The organism is Frankia sp. QA3, assembly GCF_000262465.1.
In the GTDB taxonomy this organism is placed as follows: domain Bacteria; phylum Actinomycetota; class Actinomycetes; order Frankiales; family Frankiaceae; genus Frankia.
The window spans coordinates 6,285,857-6,310,173 of the sequence record NZ_CM001489.1; the positions used below are offsets into that span (position 1 = coordinate 6,285,857).

General features: G+C 73.1%; 20 protein-coding genes and 1 tRNA gene. 8 read left to right on the top strand and 13 right to left on the bottom strand.

The window, feature by feature from the left end:
• The first annotated feature begins 6 nt into the window (after window positions 1–6).
• The 3 genes from FRAQA3DRAFT_RS25745 (at window position 7) to FRAQA3DRAFT_RS25755 (ending at window position 3,127) form a co-directional block, all read left to right on the top strand.
• Window positions 7–1,509 carry an NAD(P)/FAD-dependent oxidoreductase gene (locus FRAQA3DRAFT_RS25745; protein ID WP_009741980.1) on the top strand — a complete coding sequence of 501 codons (1,503 nt, stop codon included), beginning with the start codon at window positions 7–9 and terminating at the stop codon, window positions 1,507–1,509.
• Window positions 1,510–1,841: 332 nt separating this feature from the next.
• A tRNA-Leu gene (locus FRAQA3DRAFT_RS25750) sits at window positions 1,842–1,916 on the top strand.
• Window positions 1,917–2,368: 452 nt separating this feature from the next.
• Window positions 2,369–3,127, top strand: coding sequence for a Bax inhibitor-1/YccA family protein (locus FRAQA3DRAFT_RS25755; RefSeq protein WP_009741981.1), 759 nt, complete (start codon window positions 2,369–2,371; stop codon window positions 3,125–3,127).
• Between the two features lie 22 nt (window positions 3,128–3,149).
• Here the strand turns inward: FRAQA3DRAFT_RS25755 and FRAQA3DRAFT_RS25760 are convergent, their stop codons facing one another.
• Together FRAQA3DRAFT_RS25760 and FRAQA3DRAFT_RS25765 are read right to left on the bottom strand one after the other, a co-directional pair.
• The gene (locus FRAQA3DRAFT_RS25760) at window positions 3,150–3,560 is read right to left on the bottom strand and encodes a PPOX class F420-dependent oxidoreductase (protein WP_009741982.1); all 411 of its coding nucleotides are present in this window, start codon (window positions 3,558–3,560) and stop codon (window positions 3,150–3,152) included.
• 73 nt (window positions 3,561–3,633) lie between these two features.
• A complete protein-coding gene (locus FRAQA3DRAFT_RS25765) occupies window positions 3,634–3,861 on the bottom strand; it encodes a DUF4287 domain-containing protein (RefSeq protein ID WP_009741983.1) in 228 nt (75 codons plus the stop codon).
• Window positions 3,862–3,970: 109 nt separating this feature from the next.
• On the opposite strand from FRAQA3DRAFT_RS25765, the gene FRAQA3DRAFT_RS25770 reads away from it, so the two are divergent.
• Window positions 3,971–4,351: a hypothetical protein gene (locus tag FRAQA3DRAFT_RS25770; RefSeq protein WP_009741984.1), complete on the top strand. Its 381-nt coding sequence runs from the start codon at window positions 3,971–3,973 to the stop codon at window positions 4,349–4,351.
• A 63-nt stretch (window positions 4,352–4,414) separates the two neighbouring features.
• Here the strand turns inward: FRAQA3DRAFT_RS25770 and FRAQA3DRAFT_RS25775 are convergent, their stop codons facing one another.
• Window positions 4,415–5,599, bottom strand: a complete 1,185-nt coding sequence (locus FRAQA3DRAFT_RS25775) for a DUF459 domain-containing protein (protein WP_009741985.1) — start codon at window positions 5,597–5,599, stop codon at window positions 4,415–4,417.
• Window positions 5,600–5,718: 119 nt separating this feature from the next.
• Window positions 5,719–7,494 (bottom strand): MBOAT family protein, encoded by a 1,776-nt coding sequence (locus FRAQA3DRAFT_RS25780; protein ID WP_009741986.1) that lies wholly within the window; start codon window positions 7,492–7,494, stop codon window positions 5,719–5,721.
• Between the two features lie 243 nt (window positions 7,495–7,737).
• On the opposite strand from FRAQA3DRAFT_RS25780, the gene FRAQA3DRAFT_RS25785 reads away from it, so the two are divergent.
• A complete protein-coding gene (locus tag FRAQA3DRAFT_RS25785; protein ID WP_009741987.1) occupies window positions 7,738–8,637 on the top strand; it encodes an alpha/beta fold hydrolase in 900 nt (299 codons plus the stop codon).
• 54 nt (window positions 8,638–8,691) lie between these two features.
• Here the strand turns inward: FRAQA3DRAFT_RS25785 and FRAQA3DRAFT_RS25790 are convergent, their stop codons facing one another.
• From FRAQA3DRAFT_RS25790 to FRAQA3DRAFT_RS25800, 3 genes are all read right to left on the bottom strand, one after another.
• Complete coding sequence (locus FRAQA3DRAFT_RS25790) at window positions 8,692–9,153, bottom strand: membrane protein (RefSeq protein WP_009741988.1); 462 nt, start codon at window positions 9,151–9,153, stop codon at window positions 8,692–8,694.
• Window positions 9,154–9,293: 140 nt separating this feature from the next.
• Entirely contained in the window at window positions 9,294–10,379 is a 1,086-nt protein-coding gene (locus FRAQA3DRAFT_RS25795) for a serine protease (protein ID WP_009741989.1), read from the bottom strand.
• A gap of 249 nt (window positions 10,380–10,628) precedes the next feature.
• Window positions 10,629–11,108, bottom strand: coding sequence for an antibiotic biosynthesis monooxygenase (locus tag FRAQA3DRAFT_RS25800; RefSeq protein ID WP_009741990.1), 480 nt, complete (start codon window positions 11,106–11,108; stop codon window positions 10,629–10,631).
• 95 nt (window positions 11,109–11,203) lie between these two features.
• Between FRAQA3DRAFT_RS25800 and FRAQA3DRAFT_RS25805 the strand changes: the two genes are divergently transcribed.
• A complete protein-coding gene (locus FRAQA3DRAFT_RS25805) occupies window positions 11,204–11,926 on the top strand; it encodes a helix-turn-helix transcriptional regulator (protein WP_009741991.1) in 723 nt (240 codons plus the stop codon).
• Here FRAQA3DRAFT_RS25805 and FRAQA3DRAFT_RS25810 read toward each other — a convergent pair.
• The 3 genes from FRAQA3DRAFT_RS25810 to greA all read right to left on the bottom strand — a co-directional run bounded on the left by FRAQA3DRAFT_RS25810 (window position 11,846) and on the right by greA (window position 16,164).
• Entirely contained in the window at window positions 11,846–13,840 is a 1,995-nt protein-coding gene (locus FRAQA3DRAFT_RS25810) for a VWA domain-containing protein (RefSeq protein WP_009741992.1), read from the bottom strand. The genes FRAQA3DRAFT_RS25805 and FRAQA3DRAFT_RS25810 overlap by 81 nt on opposite strands.
• 137 nt (window positions 13,841–13,977) lie before the next feature.
• The gene (locus FRAQA3DRAFT_RS25815; RefSeq protein WP_009741993.1) at window positions 13,978–15,429 is read right to left on the bottom strand and encodes a magnesium chelatase; all 1,452 of its coding nucleotides are present in this window, start codon (window positions 15,427–15,429) and stop codon (window positions 13,978–13,980) included.
• 252 nt (window positions 15,430–15,681) lie between these two features.
• A complete protein-coding gene (gene greA / locus FRAQA3DRAFT_RS25820) occupies window positions 15,682–16,164 on the bottom strand; it encodes a transcription elongation factor GreA (protein ID WP_009741994.1) in 483 nt (160 codons plus the stop codon).
• A 445-nt stretch (window positions 16,165–16,609) separates the two neighbouring features.
• On the opposite strand from greA, the gene mca reads away from it, so the two are divergent.
• Window positions 16,610–17,503 (top strand): mycothiol conjugate amidase Mca, encoded by an 894-nt coding sequence (mca, locus tag FRAQA3DRAFT_RS25825; RefSeq protein WP_035921519.1) that lies wholly within the window; start codon window positions 16,610–16,612, stop codon window positions 17,501–17,503.
• 203 nt (window positions 17,504–17,706) lie between these two features.
• The gene (locus FRAQA3DRAFT_RS25830) at window positions 17,707–18,066 is read left to right on the top strand and encodes a hypothetical protein (protein WP_009741996.1); all 360 of its coding nucleotides are present in this window, start codon (window positions 17,707–17,709) and stop codon (window positions 18,064–18,066) included.
• A gap of 146 nt (window positions 18,067–18,212) precedes the next feature.
• Here the strand turns inward: FRAQA3DRAFT_RS25830 and FRAQA3DRAFT_RS25835 are convergent, their stop codons facing one another.
• The 3 genes from FRAQA3DRAFT_RS25835 to FRAQA3DRAFT_RS31820 form a co-directional block, all read right to left on the bottom strand.
• Window positions 18,213–21,446: a leucine--tRNA ligase gene (locus FRAQA3DRAFT_RS25835; RefSeq protein ID WP_009741997.1), complete on the bottom strand. Its 3,234-nt coding sequence runs from the start codon at window positions 21,444–21,446 to the stop codon at window positions 18,213–18,215.
• A 173-nt stretch (window positions 21,447–21,619) separates the two neighbouring features.
• A complete protein-coding gene (locus tag FRAQA3DRAFT_RS25840; RefSeq protein WP_009741998.1) occupies window positions 21,620–23,191 on the bottom strand; it encodes an alpha-amylase family glycosyl hydrolase in 1,572 nt (523 codons plus the stop codon).
• Between the two features lie 79 nt (window positions 23,192–23,270).
• Complete coding sequence (locus FRAQA3DRAFT_RS31820) at window positions 23,271–24,272, bottom strand: ROK family protein (RefSeq protein WP_157467676.1); 1,002 nt, start codon at window positions 24,270–24,272, stop codon at window positions 23,271–23,273.
• Window positions 24,273–24,317 lie beyond the last annotated feature (45 nt).

Sequence of the window (24,317 nt, forward strand, 5' to 3'; positions counted from 1 at the left end):
TTTTGCATGGGCTATGGGCAGGCACCGCACATCCTCATCGTCGGCGGGGGATACGTCGGCATGTACACGGCCCTGCGACTTCAGCGGAAGTTGCACGGGGGCGAGGCAACCATCACTGTCATCGAACCCAACTCATACATGACCTACCAGCCGTTCCTCCCAGAGGCGGCTGCCGGTAACCTTGAGCCACGGCATGTGGTTGTCCCGCTACGTAAGGTGCTCAAGGGTTGTCGGATCGTCAGCGGACATGTCGTGACGGTGTCGCATGAGCGACGCACGGCCTCCGTCCAGCCGCTGCTGGGGGAGGCTTTCGACCTTAAGTACGACATTTTGGTGATATGTCCCGGTTCGGTGGCGCGGACGCTGCCGATCCCGGGCCTCGCCGAGCAGGGAATCGGATTCAAGAGCGCGGCCGAGGCCATCTATCTCCGGAACCAGGTCATCAGTCGTCTCGACGCGGCCGCGTCGGCCACCGATTCCGCGGTCCGGCGGCGCGCGCTCACATTCCTCTTCATCGGCGGCGGATATGCCGGAATCGAGGCACTCGCCGAACTCGAGGACATGGCGCGTGATGCGTGTTCTTATTACCCGGATCTGGAGCCCGCGGACATGCGCTGGGTTCTCGTGGAGGCGACGGGTCGCATTCTTCCGGAGGTCTCCCCCGGAATGGGGCTGTATACGGTCAAGCAGCTCGAACACCGCGGAATCCAGGTGAAGCTGAACACTCGGGTCGAAAGCCTGCTCGACGGCCGGGTCGTTCTCGACGACGGCGACCGGTTCGAGGCCGGCACCGTGGTGTGGACGGCCGGTGTCAAACCCAACCCGATGCTCGAGCGGACCGACCTCCCGCTCGACGACCGCGGCCGGCTGCGGGCCACCGCCTTCCTCCAGGTCGACGGGGTGGCGGACGCCTGGACCGCCGGCGACTGCGCGGCCGTGCCCGACCTGACCAAGGGCGAGGGGGCGACGACCGGGCCGTCCGCCCAGCACGCCGTCCGCCAGGCCCGCCGGCTGGCGGAGAACCTCCTCGCCGAGCTGCGCCACGAGCCCATCAAGCCGTACGAGCACAGCTACGCCGGCAGCGTGGCCTCCCTGGGGCTGCACAAGGGCGTGGCCGAGGTCTACGGGATCAGGCTGCGCGGCTGGCCCGCCTGGCTGATGCACCGGACGTACCACCTCAGCCGGGTTCCCACGGTGAACCGCAAGGCCCGCGTGGTCGCCGACTGGAGCCTGGCGCTGTTCTTCCGCCGCGAGATCGTCTCGCTGGGCTCGTTCGCCGACCCCCGGGCGGAGTTCCGCCGGGTGGCGGCCCCCGCGACCGCCCCGGCCACCGGCACGGACGCGGCCCCGGGGACGCCGGCCGCGCTCGAGGGCTCCACCACCTACCCCGGTGCCGACGAGGCCGCCGGCGTCGACGAGGCCGCCGCCGCGTCCGCCCCGCCGGGCACGCCCGCGCCCGCCGCCGCTGCGGCGGAGGCGAACTCGCAGGCCGCGCGGCACCGGAGCTGACCGTCGCCCGCGTCCGCGGGCCGCGCCACGGCCCCACGCCGGCCGGTGAATCCCCGCCTCTCGAGGGGTTCACCGGCCTCCGTCGCTTAACGGCACCAAGGTGGGGGCGGGATTCCGCCATCTCCGGAGTGGGCCGACGCCGCTAACGAGCCGCGAGCTCGGCTTTCCAGCGATCTGGGCCGTCCACTGATCGGCGGGGATGGCAATGCGGCAGCATCCTAGTCACGAAGAGTCACGCTTTCGTCGGTGCCGCCATCTCCGGACCACTTTTTCCGCGATGTGTTATTCCCAGACCCTACGTAGCGTGGTAGAAACATCAGCGATGTAGACGAGCCGGTGTATCCCAACTGGTAGAGGAGGCTGTCCTAAAAACAGCTCGAGTGTCGGTTCGACTCCGACCACCGGCACAATCCATTGCCGATCGCCCGTGCGCGTTGGTGAACGCCGCGGGTGGTCGGCGTGGAAGGCTTCGTCGCGATGCCGAGGTGAGCCGCGGCGCGGGGGCGCAATCGTTTCCCCGCGTTGCCGCATCCGCTACTTTCCGTCCCAGATTCGCTACAACTCCCGCGCCTGGCGGTCTTGTCTTCCGTCCACGGCGCCGGATCCGTGGCGCCGGATCCGCTCACCGGTCCGCGTGCGGGGGTCCGCGCGCGGGGGTCCGTGGGCGGGGGTCCGTGGGCCGGGGCCTCCGGCAGGCCACTCGGCCGCGGCCGTCCGGTCCACTCGGCCCGGTGGCCCGCCGTGGTGCCGCCCGACCGGCGGGGGAACCTCCCCGGCCGTGGGTTCGTTGCGTGGTTGACGTGTGCACCAGCTGATGACGGTGGCGCCGCCCCGGCGGCGACCGAGAGGAGCCGGCTCGATGGCCGATCTTCGTTCCTCGAACCCTGTGCTGCGCCGCGGCGGGTTCGCGCCGCCGCCGACGCCCACCCCAGAGGAGCTGGCCAGCCACTACCGGCAGCCGAGCACCCTCACCATCGACGACGTGGTCGTGCACACGCTGGGGCTGTTCGCCCTGCTGGGCGTCGGTGGCGCGGTCGGCTGGGTGGTCGGGCGGGACGCCCCGGGCATCGCCCTGGCCGCCGGTCTCGTCGCGCTGGTCATCAGCCTGGTCGTCTCGATGCGCAACCGGCTGCGCCCGTCCCTGGTCATCGCCTTCGCCCTGATCGAGGGCGTCGCGGTGGGGGCGATCTCGCGCTTCTACGAGGACGCCTTTGCGGGCATCGTGCCGCAGGCCCTGCTCGGCACCGGGTTGATCTTCGTCGTGATGCTCGTCGCCTACCGCAGCCGCCGGCTGCGGGCCACCCCGCGGATGGCCCGCATCGTGACCGGCGTGCTGCTCGGCGTCGTTCTACTCAGCCTGGTCGACCTGCTCATCAGAGCGGTCAGCGGCAGCCACCTGCCGGTGATCAATGACGCGACCCCGCTGGGCATCCTGTTCAGCGTGCTGGTGCTCGGCGTCGCGAGCCTCCAGTTCATCCTCGACTTCGACTACATCGAGCGGGCGATCGCCGCCGGCGCGCCGCGGTCCGAGGCGTGGCGAGCCGGTTTCGGCCTGCTCATCGGCTTCGTCTGGGTCTACCTGGAGATGCTGCGGCTGCTGTCCAAGCTGCGCCAGTAGACCGTCCGGGCGGGTCGGCTGCTCAGCCGGAGTGGTCCGGGCCGGCGGCGGTGGGAGTGATCCGGAGGATGCAGCGCTTGTCGCGGACCATCGCCGCCCGGTAGTCGTCCCAGTCGGGATGCTCGCCGGAGATCTCGCGGTAGTAACTGATCAGCAGTTCCATCGCCGCCGGCAGCCGGACGATCTCCGTGGTGCCGGTGATCTGTACCCACGGTCCGAAGAAGTCGTCCGGCAGCACGCACAGCCGCACGGTTGGGTCCCGCTCGATGTGGCCGACCTTGTACGCGGTGAGCCGCGTACTGATCAGAAGGTGACCCTCGGCGTCCACCCCGACCGTCACCGGCGACATCTGCGGGCTGCCATCCCGGCGGGTGGTGCTCAGCACCGCCCGATGATGATCGCGGACGAACTCGGTGGCGGCATCGAGGTCCATCCGCTCATTGTGAACCTCCGAGGGTGGCGCGGCGCCGGGCGGGCTGTTCGCGCCCGCCGCGGCGCCGCGGTGCCTACGCCCGGCTCGCCCGCCGCCGCAGGTCCGCCTCGTGGACGAGAGCCGCCGCGAAGCTGTGCGGCAGGTTGTGCTCGGCGCGTAGCCAGTTCACCCGTTCCGTGAAGCGCAGCAGGCCCGGACCGTCGTCCAGCCGCCTCAGCCAGTGGTTCACCCCGTGCCCCGTTGCCTTCGGAATCCGCTCGATGAGGGTCTGGTGGGTCTGCGGGGAGCGGTTCAGCGACATGCGCGCCTCCAGAAGTAAAACCCGACGTCAACGGCTCATGTCGCAAGCGTGCCCCATGCCACAGCAAAGAGCAAGGCCCCGCCCCGGTATCGTGGGGTATCATGCCCGGATGTCCGATGAGGTCGATGATCTCAGTCGGGAGACGGGTCTGCTCATCCGTCGCATCCGAGGATGGGCCGGTTCCTCCTGGGACGTCGCGGTGGGTTCCGGGATGACCCGGGCGGAGCGCACGGTTCGGCTGCTCGACGAGCTGGCCGTGCTCGGCGAGCGGATCGGCACGGGTGCGCCCGCCGGGATGCGCCCGCCGAAGCTCGCCCCCCATGCCCTACCCGACCAGCTCGCCGTGCTCGCCGAGGACCTGCTCGCCGCGCTCGACGCCGCCGGCGCGGCCCGCCCGCCCGCCCGTGAGGTGCTGGCCGACGCCCACGCGGCGGTGACCAGGGCGCGCGCGGATCTCGACGGCGCCGGCTTCGGGTTCCGCGTGCGCTGATCGGGCTTCGGCCGGGCCATGCCAGCCGGTCGGCGTCAGCCGGGCCATGCCAGCCGGTCGGCGTCAGCCGAGCCGCCAGGTGCCCCGGACGGTGTCGAGCACGTGCGCCGCGGCGATCCGCGCCCCGTCGAGGGTCAGGTGCACCCCGTCGTGGGAGCGGGCGAGCACGGCCCGGCCGCCGGCATCGGTGAGGTAGTCACTGTAGGCGCCGTCCTTCGACAGCCACGGGGTCAGGTCGAGGTAGCTCGCGCCACTCACCCCCGCCGCCGCGGTCGCCGTCGCCGCGTTCATCCGGCGGAAGTAGGCGTCCAGCCGGCCCGAGCGGGCAGGTGGCAGGCTGAGCCAGAACAGCCGCCTGGCCCCGTCCCCGGTCCAGATCCGCATGACGACGCTGGCCCGCCGCTGGTACTCGGCCTCCCACTCGGCCGATCCGGCGGGCAGCACCGTGCCGTCGGCTCGCGTGATGCCCTGACCGTCGTTGCCACCCATGGCGACGATGACCAGCTCCGGGTTGCGCTCGGCGACCTGGACGCGGGCGTGGGCGGCCCAGTCGAAGAAGTCGGGCCGGACCAGGCCGGTGCCGAACCGGGTCTCGGTCTGTGCCCGGACCGTGTCCGGCGCCGTGTTCGTGATGGTGGGGCCGAGAGACTCGGTCAGCGAGTCGCCGGTGACGAGCACTCGCAGCGGGTCGGCGGCGCTCGGCAGGCGTAGCGGGGCGGGCGGGGCGGCGGGTGCCCCGGCGGTGCCGGGCCGGCCAGTTGCCGCCGCGCCGGCAGCGGCGCGGCTCGCCGCGGTCGCCAGCTCCGAGGCGGCGCCGCGCGGTGCGGTCCCGTGGCCGAAGGCGCGCGTCAGCCAGCGGTCCGGTGCGTCCAGGCGCACCGCGTGCGTCACCCGCTCGGTCGGCCGTGCCGCACCCAGCACGAGCGTGCGGGTGAGCCCGGGCCGCATCCCCTCGCCGGCGTGGACCATCGCGGGGGCGCGCAGCACGGCGAGTAGTCCCAGCACGGCGACCACCAGCACCAGGGCGCGGCGGGCCGGGACGGCGTCCGCCTCGGTCGGCGGCAACCGGGGGCGATGACGCGGGGGTGACTGCGCCGACGCCGGCCCAGCGGCCTGGTCCGGTGGGCGGCTCCGGGTGAAGGGGCGCCCCCGCAGGCCGCGGGGTGTCTGTGGCGGCGGGCCGGCGGGCGGCGGCTCGGGCGCGGACGCCGGCGGCCGGGTCGGCACCGCATCGTCGCGCTCGGTCATGGTCGCCGGCTCCGTCGGTGGCTGTGGGCGATGGACAGGCACTCATCTTTCGTAGTGGCCCGATTACCTTAAGTGATTAACCTCGCCCTGTCGGGTCGTGCGCCCCGCCGGGCGGGGGCTCAGAACCGGAAGTAGATGAAGGGGGCGACGTCCTGCTGCCCGACGACCGCATAGATGATCATCATTGCGGTGGTCAGCAGGGCGACCTGCGGGCCGAGGCCCACCCGGGCGAACCGGGCCTGTGCCCTGGCCCACCAGCCTTGCGGGATGGCCGCCGTGGCCAGTCCCACCACGATTGCGACCAACACCGCGGGGGTGACCAGCGGCGCCGGCCCGCCGGCGGTGAACAACCGCTCGAACAGGCGGGCCGCCGTGCCCAGGTCGGGGGCGCGGAAGAGCACCCAGGTCGCGCACACGAAGTGGAAGACGGCCAGCCGCGCCGCCCAGCCGCGCATGGGGCCGGCGACCCGGGCGATCCCCCCGGCGAGGCCGGCCGGCGCGGGCGCCGTCGCCATCCCGACCTGACGGGAGGTGGGCGTCGGCAAGGCGGCGTCCGACTCGGAGCTGGTGGCTGGCGCCGTGGCCCTGGGCGGCGGGGCCACGCCGGAACGCGGCGGCCCGCCGGACTTCGAGGGGACGCCGGACTTCGAGGGGAGGCCGGACTTCGAGGGGACGCCGGACTGTGGGGGGAGGTCGGGCTGCGAGGGGAGGTCGGAAAGCGGGGCTGTCCCGCGGTCGTCCGGCGGCGCGGGGCGCTGCGCGGCGAGGGCTTCGCCGAGGGGCGCGGCAGGGGTGGCGGCGGCGCGCGGCAGCGGCATCCGGGCGAGCTCGGCGGCGGCCGCCCGCCCCGTCCGCCAGGTCCGCAGCCGGCGCTCGGTGACCAGGGCCGCACCATGCAGCGCCCCCCACAGCACGAAGGTCCACGACGCGCCATGCCACAGGCCGCCCAGCGTCATAGTGATCATGAGGTTCAGGTGGGTCCGGCGGCGTCCGCGCCGGCTCCCGCCGAGGGGCAGGTACACGTAGTCGCGCAGCCAGCGCGACAGGGTCATGTGCCAGCGCCGCCAGAACTCCTGCAGGCTGCGCGACGCGTACGGCCGGTCGAAGTTGTCCGGGAAGCGGAAGCCGAGCAGCAGCGCGATCCCGATGGCGATGTCGGAGTAGGCCGAGAAGTCGCAGTAGATCTGGACGGCATAGCCGTAGACGGCGACGCCGATCTCGGCGGACGAGTGCTGGCCGGGGGCATCGAAGACCGGGTCGACCAGCCGGGAGGCGATGACGTCGGCGAGCACCACCTTCTTGATCAGCCCGCCGAGGATGAGGAACGCCGCCCGGGTGGTCGGCACCTGGGCGGGGTCACGTGGGGTGGCGAGCTGTGGGATGAACTCGCTGGCCCGCACGATCGGACCGGCCACCAGATGCGGGAAGAACGCCTCGTAGACGGCGAAGTCGAGCAGCGGCGCCGGAGCCGTGATCCCGCGGTGGACGTCGATGACGTAGCTCAGTGCCTGGAAGGTGAAGAACGAGATCCCGATCGGCAGCGCCACCTGGAGCAGCGGGAGCGGTGTGGGCAGCCCGACGTCGGTCAGGGCGCGATCGACGGACAGCGCGAAGAAGCCGTAGTACTTGAACCAGCCGAGCAGGCCGAGGTCGCAGGCGATCGCGGCGGCGAGGATGCGCCGGTCCCGGAACCGGTGGATCGCCCGCGCGGCGGCCTGGTTGATCAGGGTCGAGGCGACGATGAGCAGGACGAACCGGGCGTCGGCGAAGCCGTAGAAGAAGTACGACGCGGCGAGGATGAACGGCTTCCACAACGCCGGCCGGGGCATCAGCAGCCAGGACAGCGCCATCACCACGACGAAGAACGCCGCGAACTCGATCGTTGGAAAGATCACGTATGGCCGTCCAGGGAGATCGGGTGCGTGGCGGGTGGTTCCTCGATGGGCGCTCCGTATCGCTACTCTATGGAGTCGACAAGATGCAAAGGGTAGTTGAGGGCCGGGGATCACGCACTCCACGTGGTGGGACGACCGGTGAGATCGGTGCGGCCGGCCGGCGGGCGGGCCCGAACGGGTGAGGTTGGGTCGATTCGGCCTGGAAGACGTGCGCGCCGGCCACGGGATGGCTACCTTCCGACCATGGGCATCGTCACGGTCAACGGCATCGACCTCGCCTACGAGATCCACGGCGACGACGATGGTCTGCCGTTGCTGATGATCGGCGGCCTCGGGCAGCAGCTCGTCGGCTGGCATCCCGACCTGCTCGCCGCGCTCGCCCGCCGCGGTTACCGGGTGATCGTCTTCGACAACCGCGACGTGGGCCTGTCCACCCACCTCGACCACCTCGGCCGGCCCGACCTCGGGGCCATCCTCGCCGGGCGCTTCGACCTCGCCCCCTACGGGCTTACCGACCTCGCCACCGACGCGCTGGGCCTGCTCACCGCGCTCGGCATCGAATCGGCGCACCTACTGGGTCTGTCGATGGGCGGCATGGTCGCCCAGATCGCGGCGCTACGCAGCCCGGAGCGGGTCCGCAGCCTCACGTCGGTGATGTCGCACCCAGGCGACCATCGGGTGCAGCCGACGCCGGAAGCCATCGGGCTGTTCCTGCGCCCGGCGCCGCTCGACGTGGAGCAGTCCATCGTCGCCGCGCACGAGGCACACCGGGTCCTGGGCTCGCCGGAGTTCGCACCGGACGAGGCGTGGCTGCGCCGGCGCGCCGAGATCTACTGGGACCGCCGGACCAACCCCGACGGCGTGCTGCGCCAGATCACCGCGGTGCTCTCCGCCCCGGACCGCACCGCGGAGCTCGCCGGGCTGCGCCCGCCCACCCTTGTCATCCACGGCGGCGCCGACCCGCTCATCCCGGTGATCGGTGGCCGGCTGACGGCCGCGGCGATCCCGGCCGCGGAGCTTCTGGAGATCGACGGGATGGGGCACGACCTGCCCCGGCAGGTGTGGGACCGGGTGCTGGACAAGCTGGAGGACGTCGTCGACCGCGGGGAGGCCGACCGGCACCCCCTCGCCGCCGCGAGCTGAGCGGACGCGGGCCCGGTCGGGTCGCCGCGCGCCGGCTCACCCTGGGCGAGGACGTCAAGCCCCGGGCTTGACCACCATCAGGGCGACGACCATGACCCAGCAGGCGGAGCTCAGCACGGCGCCACCGGTGATGGAACCGAGCCGGCGCCGGGCATCCCCGCCGGCGTCGATCTCGGCGACGGCATGCGACAGGCCGGGCGCGATGACCGCCAGACAGATCCCGCACGCCACCACCCACAGAACCAGCGAGCCCAGCAGCCAGGAGTCGCTGAACGACCGCACGCTGCCGAACGACCCCTGGTGCACCATCCCCGCGCCGGTCACCACGATGAGCAGCGAGGCCAACCCGAACCCCCGCACCAGCCGGGCGGCGAGCCGCAGCATCGGCAGGGCGCCCGGTCCCACCCGCAGCAGGCGGGGGACGGCGGCGCACACCAGGGTCAGCGGTCCGACAACGAAGACCGCGAGAAGGATGTGCAGGGTGAGGAGGAGCCCGAAGCTGCCCGGATGCGGCATGCGCAGACGGTACCGACCGACACCTCCCGCTTATGCACCGGCTATGGGCCGACTGTGCCGGTCCTGTGCCTCCTGTGCCGGTCCTGTGCCTCCTGTGCCGGTCCTGTGCCTCCTGTGCCGGTCCTGTGCCTCCTGCGGGGTCAGAGCCGGTAGGACTGGTAGTAGAGCAGTTTCACCACATCGCCGAAGCGCGTCCCGTACAGGCGGTCGGTGGAGCCGGTGTAGGCGTAGCTGACCACCGCGTCGATCCAGCCGTGCCCGGGCCCGAGGCGACCGAACCCGGTGATGAACGGGCCGCCGCTCGCGCCCGCCGTCATCCGGCAGCGCACCCCGATCGACGAGCCGCCGTACGGGTCGGCCGACCCGGGCCCGGCGCAGTAGATGAGCTGGTTGCCGTCGTACGGCGACAGGCGCGGGTAGCCGAAGCTGTACTGCTGGTAGGTGCTTGGCAGGTCGAAGGCGATGCCCTGGGCCCCGACCGCGTCCTCGATGTGCCGGCCGCCGTGGGTGTTGAACAGCGCGAACCCGGCGTCGACGTCGAAGTTCCTGCCGGTCGCCCAGCCCGGGGTCACGGTCAGCCGGCGGGCGGTCCAGATGCCGTACGGCATCGTCGCGTCGACATAGCCCGGGACGAAGGCGACGTGCTGGGCGAACTGCGAGCCGACGCCGCCGTGCAGGCAGTGCCCGGCGGTCACGACGAGGTCGCGGCCCGGGCTCGTCACCACGCTCGCCGAGCACACGAAATCGGCGCCGCTGATCGTGGTGAACAGCCGACCGGTGGTCGACGTGACCAGCCCGCCCCGGGTGTACGGCGTGCCGTCGCTGGGCGGCGGGGGCGTGCTCGACAGCCCGGGGTTCGGGTCGTCGGCGAACGGCGCGACCGACGCCGTGCTGGTGCCGGTGGCGTCGGCGCGGTCGGTGGTGTGGGAGCCGAAGGCCCGGTCGCGACGCTCGGCCGTCCAGTACCGCTCGACCGCGCGCTGCTCGGTGGTGCTCAACGCGCCGGGCGCCGACGGCGGCGATGGCTGCCCGCGGGTGATCTCGGCGGCGAGGTCGGTCGGCCGGACCGCCCCGGCCGCCTGGCCGGCGATCGGCGGGCCATCGCCAGCCGGTCGCACCCCCGCGCCCGGCAGGCCGGTGAGACCGCCGGGGCCGTCCGCGAGGATCGCGCCGCCCGGCGCGGCCTGGGCGGGGGAGGCCGGCATGGCCGTGGGGGCGAGCCCCACGCCCGCCGTCAGCAGTACGGCGGCGACCAGCCGCGAGCGGGCTGGTGGCCGGGGCCGCTGCCCGTGCTGCCGCGTGCCCGCTCGATGCCTCGCACCCCTCGCATCTTTGCCTGCCCTCCGTGACATCACGATCGCGCAGAGTAGCAGAATTCGAGATCCGGGTGGCCGGGGCGCGGCGGGCGCCTACCGGGTGCCGGTCAGATCCCCCGCGGCGGGTGAGGGTGGTCGCCGCGGCCGGCGTGCGGGTGGTCAGCCGGTGGGTGTGGTGGGCGCGGCGAGGTGCTCGTGGGCCTGTGCCCAGGTGGGAGCGCCGGCGCCGGCCGGCGGGCGCCAGAAGACGAGCCGGGACCGGGCCATCGCGGGCGCGAGGCGGCGCATCGCCTCCCGGTGGCGGGGGTCGCCGACGAACGCGTCCAGCGCGGCCCGGTCCGTCCATGCGGACAGGGTCCAGTACTCGCGCCGCAGTGGCCGGGCGACCAGCGAGACGCCGAGGGCGCCGGGCGCGGCGAGCACGGCCCGCCGGACGGCCAGGGCCGAGCGCAGCATCGTGACCGTGTGCCGGGTCGAGCTGAGGACGAAGTGGGAGGCCATGACCTCGATGGGGCCGGCCTCGGCGCTGGTCGCCTCGACCTGCGTGCCCCCGGCGTTGGTGCCCCCGGCGTTGGTGCCCCCGGCGTCGGCGGCGCCGGGCTTGCCGCTGGGCGGGGTGGTCCAGGGAATCGTCGGCACGGTGACCCACCTTCACAATCGTCTGACTCGGACTGTTGCCTCAAGGTAGGATAGTCTGGAACAGACGGTATGAGTCAAGCCGTATTATCGAGACCATGGCGGAGATCGCACTGACACCGGTGTCGTACCTGGTTCTCGGGGAAGTGGCCCGCCGCGGCAGCGCCACGCCGTATGACCTCAAGGTCTCGGTCGCCGAGTCGGTCGGGAACTTCTGGTCGTTCCCGCATGCGCAGCTCTACAAGGAGCCGCCGCGCCTGGCCGCGGCCGGGCTGTTGGCCGAGGAGCGGGAGGCGGGGGGCCGCCGCCGGCGGATCTTCCGGATCACCGACGCCGGCCGGCGCAGCCTGGCGTCCTGGCTCTCCTCGGTCGACTCCGGGCGCACCGAACTACGCGACCCCGGCCTGCTCAAGCTCGCGTTCAGCGACCTCGGCCGCCCCGGCGACGTGGTCCGGCTCGCCCGCGCCCAGGCCGCCGCGCACCGGGCGCACCTGGAGGTCTACCGCACGCTGGCCGCATTGCCGGCGGACGCCATGGTCTGGTCGCTGCGGCGCACCCTGGATCTCGGCCTCGCCTACGAGCGGCTCGCGGCGGAGTTCTGGGAGCGGCTCGCCGCCGACCCGCTCGCCGCCGGCCCCGTCCTCGCCCCCACCGCGGCGCCGCAGGCCGACCCCGCGCAGCCGGCAGGGGATACCCGGGACACCCGGGGGGATACCCGGGGCGCCGAGGCCGCGGGCGGATCAGCGGGCGACGCGGTGGCGCCCCCGGGAGCGCAGGTAGTCCCGGATGACGTAGCTGCCGAGGGCGGTGGGGTCGGGTGAGAGGACCCTCCCGCCGTTGCGCCGGGCCATCTCCTCGACGAACTGCACGAGCCGCGGCTCGTCGTCGAGCATGAACACGTTGATGGTCACCCCACGGCGGGTCAGCCGGTCCACCTCGGCGAGGGTCAGCTCCAGGGTCTCGGGCATCGGCGGCCAGGAGAACGACGGTGTGCCGTCGCGCAGCAGGTGCGCGGTGGGCTCCCCGTCGGTGACGACCATGACGACCGGTTCGGCCTGCGGGTACCGGCTGAGCAGCCGGCCGGCGATGAGTAGGGCGTGCTGCAGGTTCGTGCCCTGAACCATCTCGGAGTCGAGGCCGGCGAGCTCCACCGGCCGCAGCTCGCGGGCGTAGTCCGAGAAGCCGATGATGTGGATCTTGTCCTGCGGGAACGAGGTGCTGACGAGGGTGTGCAGCGCCAGCGCCGTCGACTTCGCGATCCCCCACGTCCCGCGCAGGGCCATCGAGTAGGACAGGTCCACCAGCAGGCAGACCGCCGCGGTGGTGCGTCGCTCGGTCTCGGCGACCTCGAAGTCGCCGACCTCCAGCCGCACCGGCCGGCCCTTCCCGGGCGGCCCGGCGCGCAGCACGGCGTTGCGGACCGTGCGGACGACGTCGATCGGCTGGGTGTCGCCGAACTGCCAGCCTCGCGAGGTGCCGAGCAGGTCGCCGGCGGAGCCGGCGTCGGTGAGGTTGTGATCGCCGCGGCCGCGGGCGGAGACCTGGCGGAAGATCCGGGCCAGCGCCGCCTGCCCGATCCGGCGGACCGCCCGGGGGGTGAGCTCCAGGCTGCCCGCCCGGCGGGTGATGAACCCCTGCTGTTCCAGCTCCCGCTCGATCTGCTGCAGGCTGCGCAGGTCGTCGACGGCGGAACGACCGAGCGCCCGGGCGACCGCGTCGGGGTCGATGTCCTCCAGCGATGCCCCGGCGTAGTCCTGCCCGAGCGCGGCGGCGAGCTCGTCGAGCTCCGCCAGCTCCTCCAGCGCCGTCGTGGCGTCGCCCAGGCCCAGCGGCTCGTCCCCGGCGAGGCCCTCGCCGAACCGCCCGCCGCGCCCGCGGGCCCGTCCGCCCCAGTTCAGGTCCGGGCGGGAGGCCTGCAGCGCCTGGGCGAGCCGGGACATCTCGGCGGCCAGCCCCAGGTCCTCCATCGCGGTGGACATCAGATCGGCGAGCTCGGAGCGCTGCTGCGGGGTGAGCCCGGCGAGCAGCCGGGCGGCCGCCGCCGAACGGCGCGCCAGCGCGTCGACCAGCTCCTCGAGCGACTGCGGGTTCTCGGGGAAGAAGTCGCCGTACTGGGACATGAACTCGCCGAACGCCGCGTCGGTGTCCTCGCCGCGGGCGTCGGCCTCCAGCAGCGTGTTCAGCGCGCCGATCATGTCCCGGATGCGGGCGAAATCCTCCGGAGTCGCGCCTTCCAGGGCCTGCTTCATCCCCTTGAACTGGGTGTCGAGGACCTCCCGGCGCAGCAGTTCGGAGATCTTCTCGTAGGTCTCGCGGGCCTGCGGTGAACGCCAGTCGTACTCGGCCAGCGACCGCACCGCGCGCGCCGGGTCGGCGGGCAGCGCGTCGAGCTCGGCCTCGCGCAGCCGGGCCTCGTCCGACGGGTCGGGGAACAGCGCCGCCCGCTCCTGCCCGACGGCCGTGTCGAGCAGCCGGCGGACCTCCTGCAGGGTGCCGTCCATCCGGCCCCGGGAACGGGCCTCGCGCCGGCGTCGCTCGATGGCGCGGCGCATGTCGTCCAGCCCGCGCCGGCCGGGCATGCCGCGGCGCAGCAGGGCCTCCAGCGCCTCGCGGGGGGTACGCCCCTCCAGGATCTGACGGGACATCTCGTCGAGCGCGCCGGCCGCGGTGAAGGGGGAGGCGAGCGGGTCGGGCCCGCCGTCCCAGGGGCCGTAGCGGAATGTGCCGGAGCTCACCGGGGTCCTCCCACTGGTGTCATGTCCGGTCTGGGGCCGGACGTCCCGGACCTGGACCGATGCCTCCGCGAGCGCCGTTGCCGCGTGTGTGCCGTCGCCCGACGGCCCGGGCTGATCGGCCCGGGCCGGGCCGGGCTTTAGGAGCCGTAGACCGTCCGGCCTGGCAGCTCCTCCTTCGCCAGCCGGCGGTTGAGGTGCAGTCCCTCCATCGCCAGCTCCAGCGCCGCCGCGGCGAGGCCGGGCGACTCCGCACCGTCCACGCCGAGCCGGTTCAGGATCGCCGCGAGACCGGGCACCGGACCGACCCGGCGCAGCAGCTCGGCGGCGGGCACCATGTCGCCCGTCTCGACCGGGCCGTCGGCGTCGAACCGGTTCTGCAGCCCGGTCAGGTCGGCGCCGGCGAGGCGGGCCCGGAACGTCTCGGCGATCGCCCGGCGCAGCAGCAGCGCGAGCACCTCGTCTTCGCGCCCCTCCTCGAGCTGGTCGAACTCGACCTTGCCGCGCACCGCCGGCACGATCGCGGCGAGGTCGACCACCCGGGCGGTGGGCGTCTCCTCCCCGGTCAGCGCCGCGCGGCGCACCGCGGAGGCGGCCACCGTCTCGGCCGCGGCCACCGCCAGCCGGGCCGACACGCCCGAACGCTGGTCGACCTGCGGAGCGTCGCGGACGAGCCGGGTGAACCGGGCCACGATCTCCAGCAGGTGATCGGCTATCTCGGGCGTGCCGAGCGGCGAGCCCGCCCAGGAGATCACCGCCTCCTGGCGGATCAGCGCGAGCTCGTCGGCGAGCTGCAGCGGGTAGTGGGTGCGGACCTCGGCGCCGAAGCGGTCCTTGAGCGGGGTGATGATCCGGCCCCGGTTGGTGTAGTCCTCGGGGTTCGCCGAGGCCACCAGCAGCAGGTCGAGCGGCAGGCGCAGCAGGTAGCCGCGGACCTGGATGTCGCGCTCCTCCAGCACGTTGAGCAGCGCCACCTGGATGCGCTCGGCGAGGTCGGGCAGCTCGTTGACGCTGAAGATGCCGCGGTTGGTGCGCGGCACCAGGCCGTAGTGCACCGTCTCCGGATCGCCGAGGGTGCGGCCCTCGGCGACCTTCACCGGGTCGACATCGCCGATCAGGTCGCCCACGCTGGTGTCCGGAGTCGCGAGCTTCTCGCCGAACCGGTCGGAGCGGTGCCGCCAGCCGATCGGAAGCTCGTCGCCGAGCTGGGCTGCCAGCGCCCGGCAGCGGCCGCAGACCGGCTCGTACGGATGGTCGTTGATCTCGCAGCCGGCGACGGCGGGCGACCACTCGTCGAGCAGGCTCACCAGGGTGCGGATGAGCCGGGTCTTGCCCTGCCCGCGTTCGCCCAGGAAGACGATGTCGTGGCCGGCCAGGATGGCGCGCTCGACCTGCGGCAGGACGGTCTCGTCGAACCCGACGATGCCCGGGAAACGGGGAGCCTCACCCTTCATCAGGGCGACGAGGTTGTCGCGCAGCTCCACGCGCACGGGCCGGTGAACGTGCCCGTTGCGGCGAAGCTCACCCACCGTGGCATACGGCGGAGCGGCACCCGCCGGCGCGGTGGCCGGGGATGTCGCGGTCGGTGGCATGGAATGACGGGGCGGTGCCGGCAGATCCTCCACGCGTCGACGGTACGTCGACACCGCCCGCGGCGCAGCCATGGCGGCTGCCGTCCGCTGCAGGCGTAGTCGGGGTACCGCCGCCCGCCCCGCCCGAAGGAGCCCCCCGCCCGGGCCGCCCGGCTCGTCCGGCGGACTGGCTCCTAGGTGCCGGCGTCCCAGCCACGATGGGTGACCCCCGGCCCGGCCGGACTGGCATGGCCGGGCCAGGCCGGGGCGCCGTCAGGAGCCGTAAGGTGCGACGGAGACGATCTCGACCTTCGCGGAGCGGCCGTTGGGGAGCGTGTAGCTGACGGTCTCGCCGGCCTTGTGGCCGGTCACGGCACCACCGAGCGGGGAGGCAGGGGAGAAGACGTCGATGGGCGTGCTGTGGTCCTCGCGGGAGCCGATGAGGAACTTCTCGGTCTCCTGCTCCCCGGGGAAGCGCACCTCGACGACCGTGCCCGGACCGGCCTCCCCGGTCGTGTTGGAAGCCTCGCCGACCTGCGCGTCGCGCAGCAGGTCCATGAGCTGGCGGATCCGGGCCTCCTGCTTGCCCTGCTCCTCCTTGGCGGCGTGATAGCCACCGTTCTCCTTGAGGTCACCCTCCTCGCGGGCCGCCTCGATCTTGGTCGCGATCTCCGTGCGCCAGGGGCCGGTGAGGTAGTCGAGCTCGGAGCGGAGCCGGTTGTATGCCTCCTGAGTGAGCCAAGTCTGCTGCGTCACGCGGGTCACGCTCCTCGGTGAACATCAAAAGGGTCACGATATCAAAATGAATCAAGGAATTCTGGGTCGAGCCCGCTGACTCCGGCGGCGGCTTCTCGACCGCCGGGAGACCCCGGACCAGCGGTTCTACCCTCGCGGGTGAGCCGTCAGTCCGTGGTTTCGACCATGACCGCACGGCTCCGGAGCGGGAGCGCGGCGGACGGGTGCCGCACTCCATCGGTCCCCCGGGGCCGGACCGACACCGATGTCGGTACGCCGGCCGGCGACGTCACACCCGTCGCCGCATGCGCGGACGGTGCATTGTGCCACGGCGTTGGGTGACTTTTCCAGATCAAACGTGGAGGCGGGCTCCATGGTTCCGCACAGTGGTGTAGCACGGCGGTCACGTCACGGCCACCCAGGTCGATGGCCGCAGTCCAGCCCGGCCGTCAGCGACAATGGTGTCATGCCTTCGGTCGACGAGCGGCATGGCCTGCGTCTCATGGCCATCCATGCCCACCCCGATGACGAGTCCAGCAAGGGCGCGGCCACGATGGCGCGTTACGCGAGCGAGGGCGTGGACGTGCTGGTCGTGACGTGTACCGGTGGTGAGGAGGGCAGCATCCTCAACGCGGCGATGGACCTGCCCGGCGTCGCCGAGCGCATCACCGAGATCCGCCGCGAGGAGATGGAGAACGCCCGGCGCATCCTCGGCGTCCGCCAGGAGTGGCTCGGCTTCGTCGACTCCGGCCTGCCCGAGGGCGACCCGAAGCCGCCCGTGCCGCCGGGGCGCTTCTCCACCACGCCGCTCACCACGGCGGCCCAGCCCCTGGTCAGGCTGATCCGCACCTTCCGGCCGCAGGTCATCACGACCTACGACGAGTCCGGCGGCTATCCGCACCCCGACCACATCATGACGCACGAGATCAGCATCGAGGCGTTCGAGGCGGCCGGCGACCCCGAGCGCTATCCCGAGGTCGGGGTCGACGCCGGGCTCGACCCCTGGCAGCCGCTCAAGCTGTACTACCACCTCACCTTCCACAAGGAGCGCATCCTCGCGCTGCACCAGGCGCTGCTGGCCCGCGGCCTGGAGTCCCCCTACGCCGAGCACCTCGACGAGTGGGCCGACCGGGCGGCGGACGCGGGCCGGCTGACCACCCGGGTGCCGTGCGCGGACTGGTTCGAGACCCGCGATCGCGCCCTCATCGCGCACGCCACCCAGGTCGACCCCACCGGATGGTGGTTCCGAGTTCCGCTCGATGTCCAGCGGGAGGCCTGGCCCACCGAGGACTACCAGCTCGCCCGCTCGCTGATCGAGGTCGGCACGCTGCCCGAGGACGACCTGTTCAACGGCGTCTGATCGCCTGCGCGGCAGGTGGCCGGCCGGCCGGCGGGGGCTGATCGGCGCCTGCCGCCGGCGGTCCGGCGCGGCGTAGTGTCGAGGGTGGGTACCGCCGGGAGCCCACGGCGCACCGCCCGCAGGGGGCGGAGCCGGCCGCGCGCTCGCGCGGCGCAGCGGCGGGTGATGACCGCAGAGATGGACCCGGGTGTGAGGACGTCACCGTGAACGAGATCTTCGCCGGTTCCGTGCTGGCCGAGCAGGAGTCCAGCGCGGGCGCTGTCGGTCTGCTCATCGTCGTGGGGCTGATCGTGGTCTCCGCCGGGCTGTTCTTCATGCTTTCGAAGAGCCTGCGCCGGATGCGCTCGAACGTGGCGAACGGTGAGTTCCTCGGGGTCGATCCCGACCGGCCCACCGGCCCGGTCGATCCCCGCCAGGCGATCCGCCGCCGGTCGGGCCGGGTGACCGGCAAGGCCCCGGTGATCGACGGCGAGGTCGTCGGCGACGCCAGGGCCGCCGGGGGCGCCGGCGACGGGCTGGACCTGCCCGCCCAGCCCGGCCCCCCGGGTCCCGGCGGCCGCTGAGCAGCCTTCCGCCCGGCCCGTCGCCGAGCGCGCGGCCTTGCGGCCCGTCGCTGAGCAGCTTCCCCTCGGTCGCTTCCGGGTTTCCTGCTTATCCGGAGAGTTTCGTGTCCGATTTATCCCTCCGGATAAGCAGGGTGGCGGAGCGGTCAGCCCAGGGCGATGTTGACGATGCGGCCGGGGACGACGATGATCTTCTTGATCGTCCGGCCCTCGATCTGGCGCGCGTAGTCGGGGTGCGCGGTGAGCAACTCGCGGATCACGGGCTCCGCGGCACCGTCGGGCACCTGGAGGGTGAACCGCACCTTCCCGTTGACCTGGACCGGGATGGTCCGCTCGGACTCGGCGGCCAGCGCCGGGTCACCCACGGGGAAGGCCGCGCGGCTCACCGATCCGCTGTGCCCGAGCCGGGTCCACAGCTCCTCGGCGATGTGCGGGGCCAGCGGCGCCACCATCAGGACCAGCGGCTCGGCGAGGGCCCGGGGGGTCGCGGCCTGGCCGTACCGCTTCGAGACGAAGTTCGTCAGCTCGATGAGCCGGGCGACGGCCGTGTTGAACCGCAGGCCCGCGTACTCCGCGGCCAACGTGATGATCGTCCGGTGCAGGACGCGGGTGGCCTCGGCGTCCAGCTTCTCGTCGGAGACGGCGACCGTCCCGCTGCCCTCGTCGACGACCGCGCGCCACAGGCGCTGCAGGAATCGGTGCGAGCCGACGATGTCGTCGGTGTGCCAGGGCCGGTCGGCGTCGAGCGGACCCATCGCCATCTCGTAGACCCGCAGCGTGTCGGCGCCGAACCGGTCGTACATCTCGTCCGGGCTGACGCTGTTCTTCAGGCTCTTGCCCATCTTCCCGGAGCGACGGTCGACCGGCGCCCCCTGGTGGGTGAACCGGCCGTCGCCGCTCGCCTCCACCTCGGCCGCCGGGACGTACATCCCGCGGGCGTCGGTGAACGCGTCGGCCTGGATGTAGCCCTGGTTGAACAGCCGCTTGAACGGCTCCTTGGACGAGACGTACCCCAGGTCGTAGAGGATCTTCTGCCAGAACCGGGCGTAGAGCAGGTGCAGCACCGCGTGCTCGACGCCGCCGACGTACAGGTCGACGCCGCCGTCGCCGGCCGCCGCGCCCGGCTTGGCCAGCCAGTACCGCTCGACGGTCTCGTCGACGAACCGCTCGGTGTTGGTCGGGTCCAGGTAACGCAGGTGGTACCAGCAGGAACCGGCCCACTGCGGCATCGTGTTCGTCTCGCGCCGGTAGCGCTTCGGGCCGTCGCCGAGATCGAGGGTGACGCTCGCCCAGTCGGCGACGCGGGCCAGCGGCGGCACCGGGTCGCTCGCGTCGTCCTCGGCCATCGCCGTCGGCCGGAAGTCGGTCATCTCGGGCAGCTCGACGGGCAGCAGCTCATCCGGGACGGCGTGCGGCAGGCCGTCGTCGTCGAAGACGATCGGGAACGGCTCGCCCCAGTAGCGCTGCCGGGAGAACAGCCAGTCCCGCAGCCGGTAGGACCGGGCCGCCCGGCCTGCGCCGATCTCCTCCAGCCAGGCGACGGTCGTCTTGATCGCATCGGTCTTGCCGAGGCCGGTGAGCACCGGGGCGCCGGCCGGGGCGGGCAGGTAGGCGCCCTCGCCGCTGAACGCCTCCGGCCACGCCGCCGGTGGGGCGCCGGGCGACACGTCGCGCTCGGCGCACCACTGCTCGTCGGGCGCCAGAACCGCCGGGATCGGCAGGCCGAAGGCGCGCGCGAAGCTGAAGTCCCGGCTGTCGTGCGCCGGCACGGCCATGATCGCGCCGGTGCCGTAGCCGACGAGCACATAGTCGGCGAGGAAGACCGGGATCTTCGCGCCGCCCACCGGGTTGCGGACGTAGGCGCCGGTGAACACGCCGGTGCGGTCGATCTCCTCGCCGCGCTGGCGGTCGTTGCGCTGCGCCGCGAAGGCCCGGTATGCCTCGATCGCGGCGCGCGGCGTCCAAGCCGGGTCCGCGGCGGCGGCCTCGGCGGTGTCGGTGCTCGCAGTGGCGTCGGTGGCTGCCTCGGGCTCGGCCGTCCCCGCGGCGTCCGCGACGGGGGTGCCGCGGCCGGCCGGGAAGCGCCAGGCGGCCGGGGTGCCCGCCGGCCAGGCGTCGGCGACCAGCGCGTCGACCTGCGGATGCTCGGGCGCGAGCACCAGGAAGGTCGCCCCGGCGAGGGTGTCCGGGCGGGTCGTGTAGACCTCGATGCGCGGCGCGGGGGAGGGCGCGTCCGTGCCGGTCGCGTCAGTCGTGCCGGCCGTGCCGGTCGCGTCGGTCGTGCCGGGGGGGACGAGGGCGAATTCGACGCTGGCGCCGTCGCTCGGACTGATCCAGTTGCGCTGCATCTGCTTGATCGAATCCGACCAGTCGACCAGGTCGAGGTCGGCGACCAGCCGCTCGGCGTAGGCGGTGATCCGCAGCACCCACTGCCGCAGCGGCCGGCGGAACACCGGGTAGTTCCCGATGTCGCTGCGGCCCTCTGGGGTGACCTCCTCATTCGCCAGCACGGTGCCGAGCCCGGGGCACCAGTTGACGAGCTGCTCGGAGATGTAGGCCAGCCGGTGGGCGTCGACGACCCGGCGGCGGGCGACCCGGTCCAGCTCGGCCCAGGGCAGGCCCGCCGGGTTCGCGGCGCGGACGGCGTCGACCGACACGGCGGTGGCGCCGGCGGCGGGGCCGGCCACCGGCGAGCGGGTGCCGGCCTCGAACTCGGCGATCAGCTCGGCGATCGGCCGCGCCCGGCCGGCCTGCGGGTCGTACCAGGCGTTGAAGATCTGCTGGAAGATCCACTGGGTCCAGCGGTAGTACCCGACGTCGGTCGTGGCGATCTCGCGGCGGGTGTCGTGGCCGAGCCCCAGCCGGGACAGCTGCCGGCGCATGTTGGCGATGTTGGCGTCGGTGGTCGTGCGCGGGTGCTGGCCGGTGTTGATGGCGTACTGCTCGGCGGGCAGGCCGAAGGCGTCGTAGCCGAACGGGTGCAGCACGTGGCGGCCGGACATCCGCAGGTAGCGGGCGAACACGTCGGTGCCGATGTACCCGAGCGGGTGGCCGACGTGCAGGCCGGTGCCGCTGGGGTAGGGAAACATGTCCATGATGTAGAACGGCTCGCGCCCCGCGACCTCGTCGAAGCCCGCGGCGAGCGGCCCGACCGGGTTCGGGGAGTTGAACGTGCCCTCGTCGGCCCACCGGCGCTGCCAGCGGCGCTCGATGTCCGCGGCAAGCCGGGCGTCGTAGCGGAATCCGGGCTCGTCGCCCGCGGCGGGTCGCGCCGCCGCGGCGTCGGTGGTCGCGGCCGCCTCGGACGCGCTGGTCGAGGCCACCGCGCGGTCCGCGGCGTCGGTGCCGGGCTCGGCCGTCTCACTCATCGCTCGTGCCATCCCAAACTCGTTGGTGCGTCGACCTTCCCGCCATGCTCTCGGCGGGGACGGCGACCCGACGGGCGGCGGTCGCAGCGAGCGGACGGCGTGAAGGCGCGGTCTTAGAAGACTATCCGGTGGTGCGAGACCGCGGCCGCGGCGGTTGCGGCGGTCCTGGTGGCGGGCAGCGGCGATCAGTACCGCCAGACGGCGAACCCGTGCGGGGCGAGCCGCCCGCGTCCCGCCCGCCGGCTCACTGTCGTCGACGCCAGCCGAAGGTCCCCGGCCGACCGAAGGTCTCCTGCCGGCCGTAAGTCCTGTGCCGGCCGAAGGTCCTGTGCCGGCCGTGGATCGTCCGGTGGTGGGGGGAGGGGCAGCGGCCGCAGGGCGTTGAAGTTGAACGCCGCCCATAGCCGCGCGTCCGCGCGGTGAACGGTGACGAGACCGCCGCCGCGGTCGGTGACCGAGTCGGCGAGCAGCGGCCCGCCGCGTCCGGTGGTGCCGGTCAGCAGCCGGTCCAACCCCTGCAGCAGCCGGCGCACGTTGGCCAGCCAGCCCGACCGGCGGGCGGAGTCCAGATGGTCGGCGCTGACCGGATAGCGGTTGAGCGCGCGGGGCTCGCGCTCGTCGCGCCGCGGCGGGCCGTCCTCCGGGCGGTATCCGAGCAGCGCGGGAAGGTACAGGTAACAGATGCCGGGCACGACGCAGGAGAAGGCGACGGCCAGCTCGATGCGGTCCCACATTCCCTGTTCGCCGCCGCCGAGTGAGTACAGGAACGGCAGCGACGCGTTGAACTCGTAGGGGGAGTCGTCGATGGTCCGCGCGGCCACGCCGAACTCGGCGAGCCGGCTGACCAGCCGCGTGCGGGTGTCGGCGCCGAGCCGGCGGGAGCGCAGCAGCACCCCGTCGTGGGTGCGGGGCGGGCGCAGCAGCGGCACGCCCAGGTCCCAGGTGTCGCGCAGGTGCGAGACCAGGGCGTCGGGCCGGCCGGTGAGCAGCGCGGTCGTCAGGTGCGCCGAATAGGCGTAGTCGATGATGGGGATGTCCGGCCCGGCCACCTCGCCGAAGTACCGCAGCCCGCGATCGTCGCAGTCGAGCTGGGCGAGGACCCGCAGGCCGCGCCGGGAGGCCATCCGGGCCACGGCCCGGGCCAGCCGGTAGGAGTCGGGATGATGCCGGTGCACGGCGCCGAGCAGCCGGGAGAAGTACGCCGGCGCGTCCAGCCGGATCCCCCACACGCCCGTGTCGCGCAGCAGGTCCAGATGCCGGCCGACATCGGCCCGCACCACCCCGCTGTCCAGCGAGATGTCGACCGCGGAGTCGGAGAAGGTCTGCCACAGCAGCCATTCCCGGCCGTCGATGCGATGCGGCCGGAGCACGGGACCGCCGCGCGGCGATCTCGGCACCACGCCGGGACCGCCGGGCGGGACCGGATAGGCGCGCACGATGTCGTGGCCGCCGGTGGGGGCGGCGAAGAAGGCCCGCACGTACTCGTGCCCCAGGCCGACGTGGTTGTAGATGCCGTCGACGATGAGCCGGCGGGCGCGCGCGAGCGCGTGGACGTCGGACCAGGCGCCGTACTCCGCGGCGACGGTGAACCAGTCGTCCGGGGCGAAACCCCAGTCGCCGGAGCTCGTGTAGAACGGCAGCAGGTGGACGGCGACGCCCGGCGGGGTCAGCTCCGTCAGCAGGTCGAGCAGCCCGCGCAGGGGTGATCGTTCGTCGTTGCCCTGCACCGAGTGCGGATATGCGCCCACGACGATCATGAATCCCCCGATCCTTCGGACCTGCCGGTGCTGCGGGCCGCCCCCGTGCCGGCGGCGGGGTCAGGGGCCGGCGGCGGGGTCAGGGGCCGGTGGAGGCCAGCAGCGCGGCGCCGATGAGGCCGCCGTCGTTGCCGTAGGCGGCGGGCGCGATGACCGTGCGGTCGGCGATGCGCGCGACGGCGAGGTCGCGGGCGGCGCGTTCCGCCGCGGCGAGGTAGCTCTCGTGGGCGCCGCCGGCCGCCGCCACGCTCGCCGCCTGCAGCAGGCCGCCGCCGATGGTGATGGCGTCGGGGTCCAGGACGTTCATGACGTCGCTGATGGCCGCCCCGAGCCAGCGCCCGGCGTCCCGGAAGGCGCGCAGGGCCGGCTCGTCCCCGTCGCGGGCGGCCCGCACCACATCGTCGAGCGTGATCTCGCCGCCCCGGATGATCTCGTCGCCGAGCGTGCCCTCGCCCGCCGCCGCGCGCCCCGACCCGGCGTGCCGGCCGGGCCCGTCGCCTACGTCCGCGCCGGCGCCCAGGCGCAGCTGGTGGAAACGGCGGACGACCGCGGGGGCCGAGGCCAGTGTCTCGACGCAGCCGGTGCGGGTACAGCTACACCGCACCGTGCTGTCGGGCTGCACCTTGATGTGCCCCAGGCCGCCCGCGGCCCCGTGGGCGCCGGGCATCAGCCGGTGAGCGAGCACGATCCCGCCGCCGACGCCGGTTCCGACGACGAAGTGCGCGAACGAGGCGACATGCTCGCCGTGGCGGCGGTACTCGGCCCAGGTCGACGCGCGGCCGTCGTTGACGGTGAGCACCTTGGGAACGTGCGGGAAACGGTCGGAGATGAGCGCGGCCCAGTCCACGCCCGCGTAGTCGCGGAACAGCCCGGCCCGCAGGACCCGCCCGGTGGGGTCGACCGACCCTTTCGTGCTGATGGCGACCGCGGCGATGTCCGCGGCCGGGGTGGCGAAGTTTTTCGCCAACGCCGAGAACACGCTCTCCCGCACGGCCTGGAAGGTGAGTGCGGGAAGACGCAGCGACGGGAAGCCTGAACTGATGTGCGGGGCCTCGTTTGTCTCGACAATAGCGTGCTTCACCGAGGATGCCCCGATATCAAAGGCGTACACTCGCATCTGACTCCT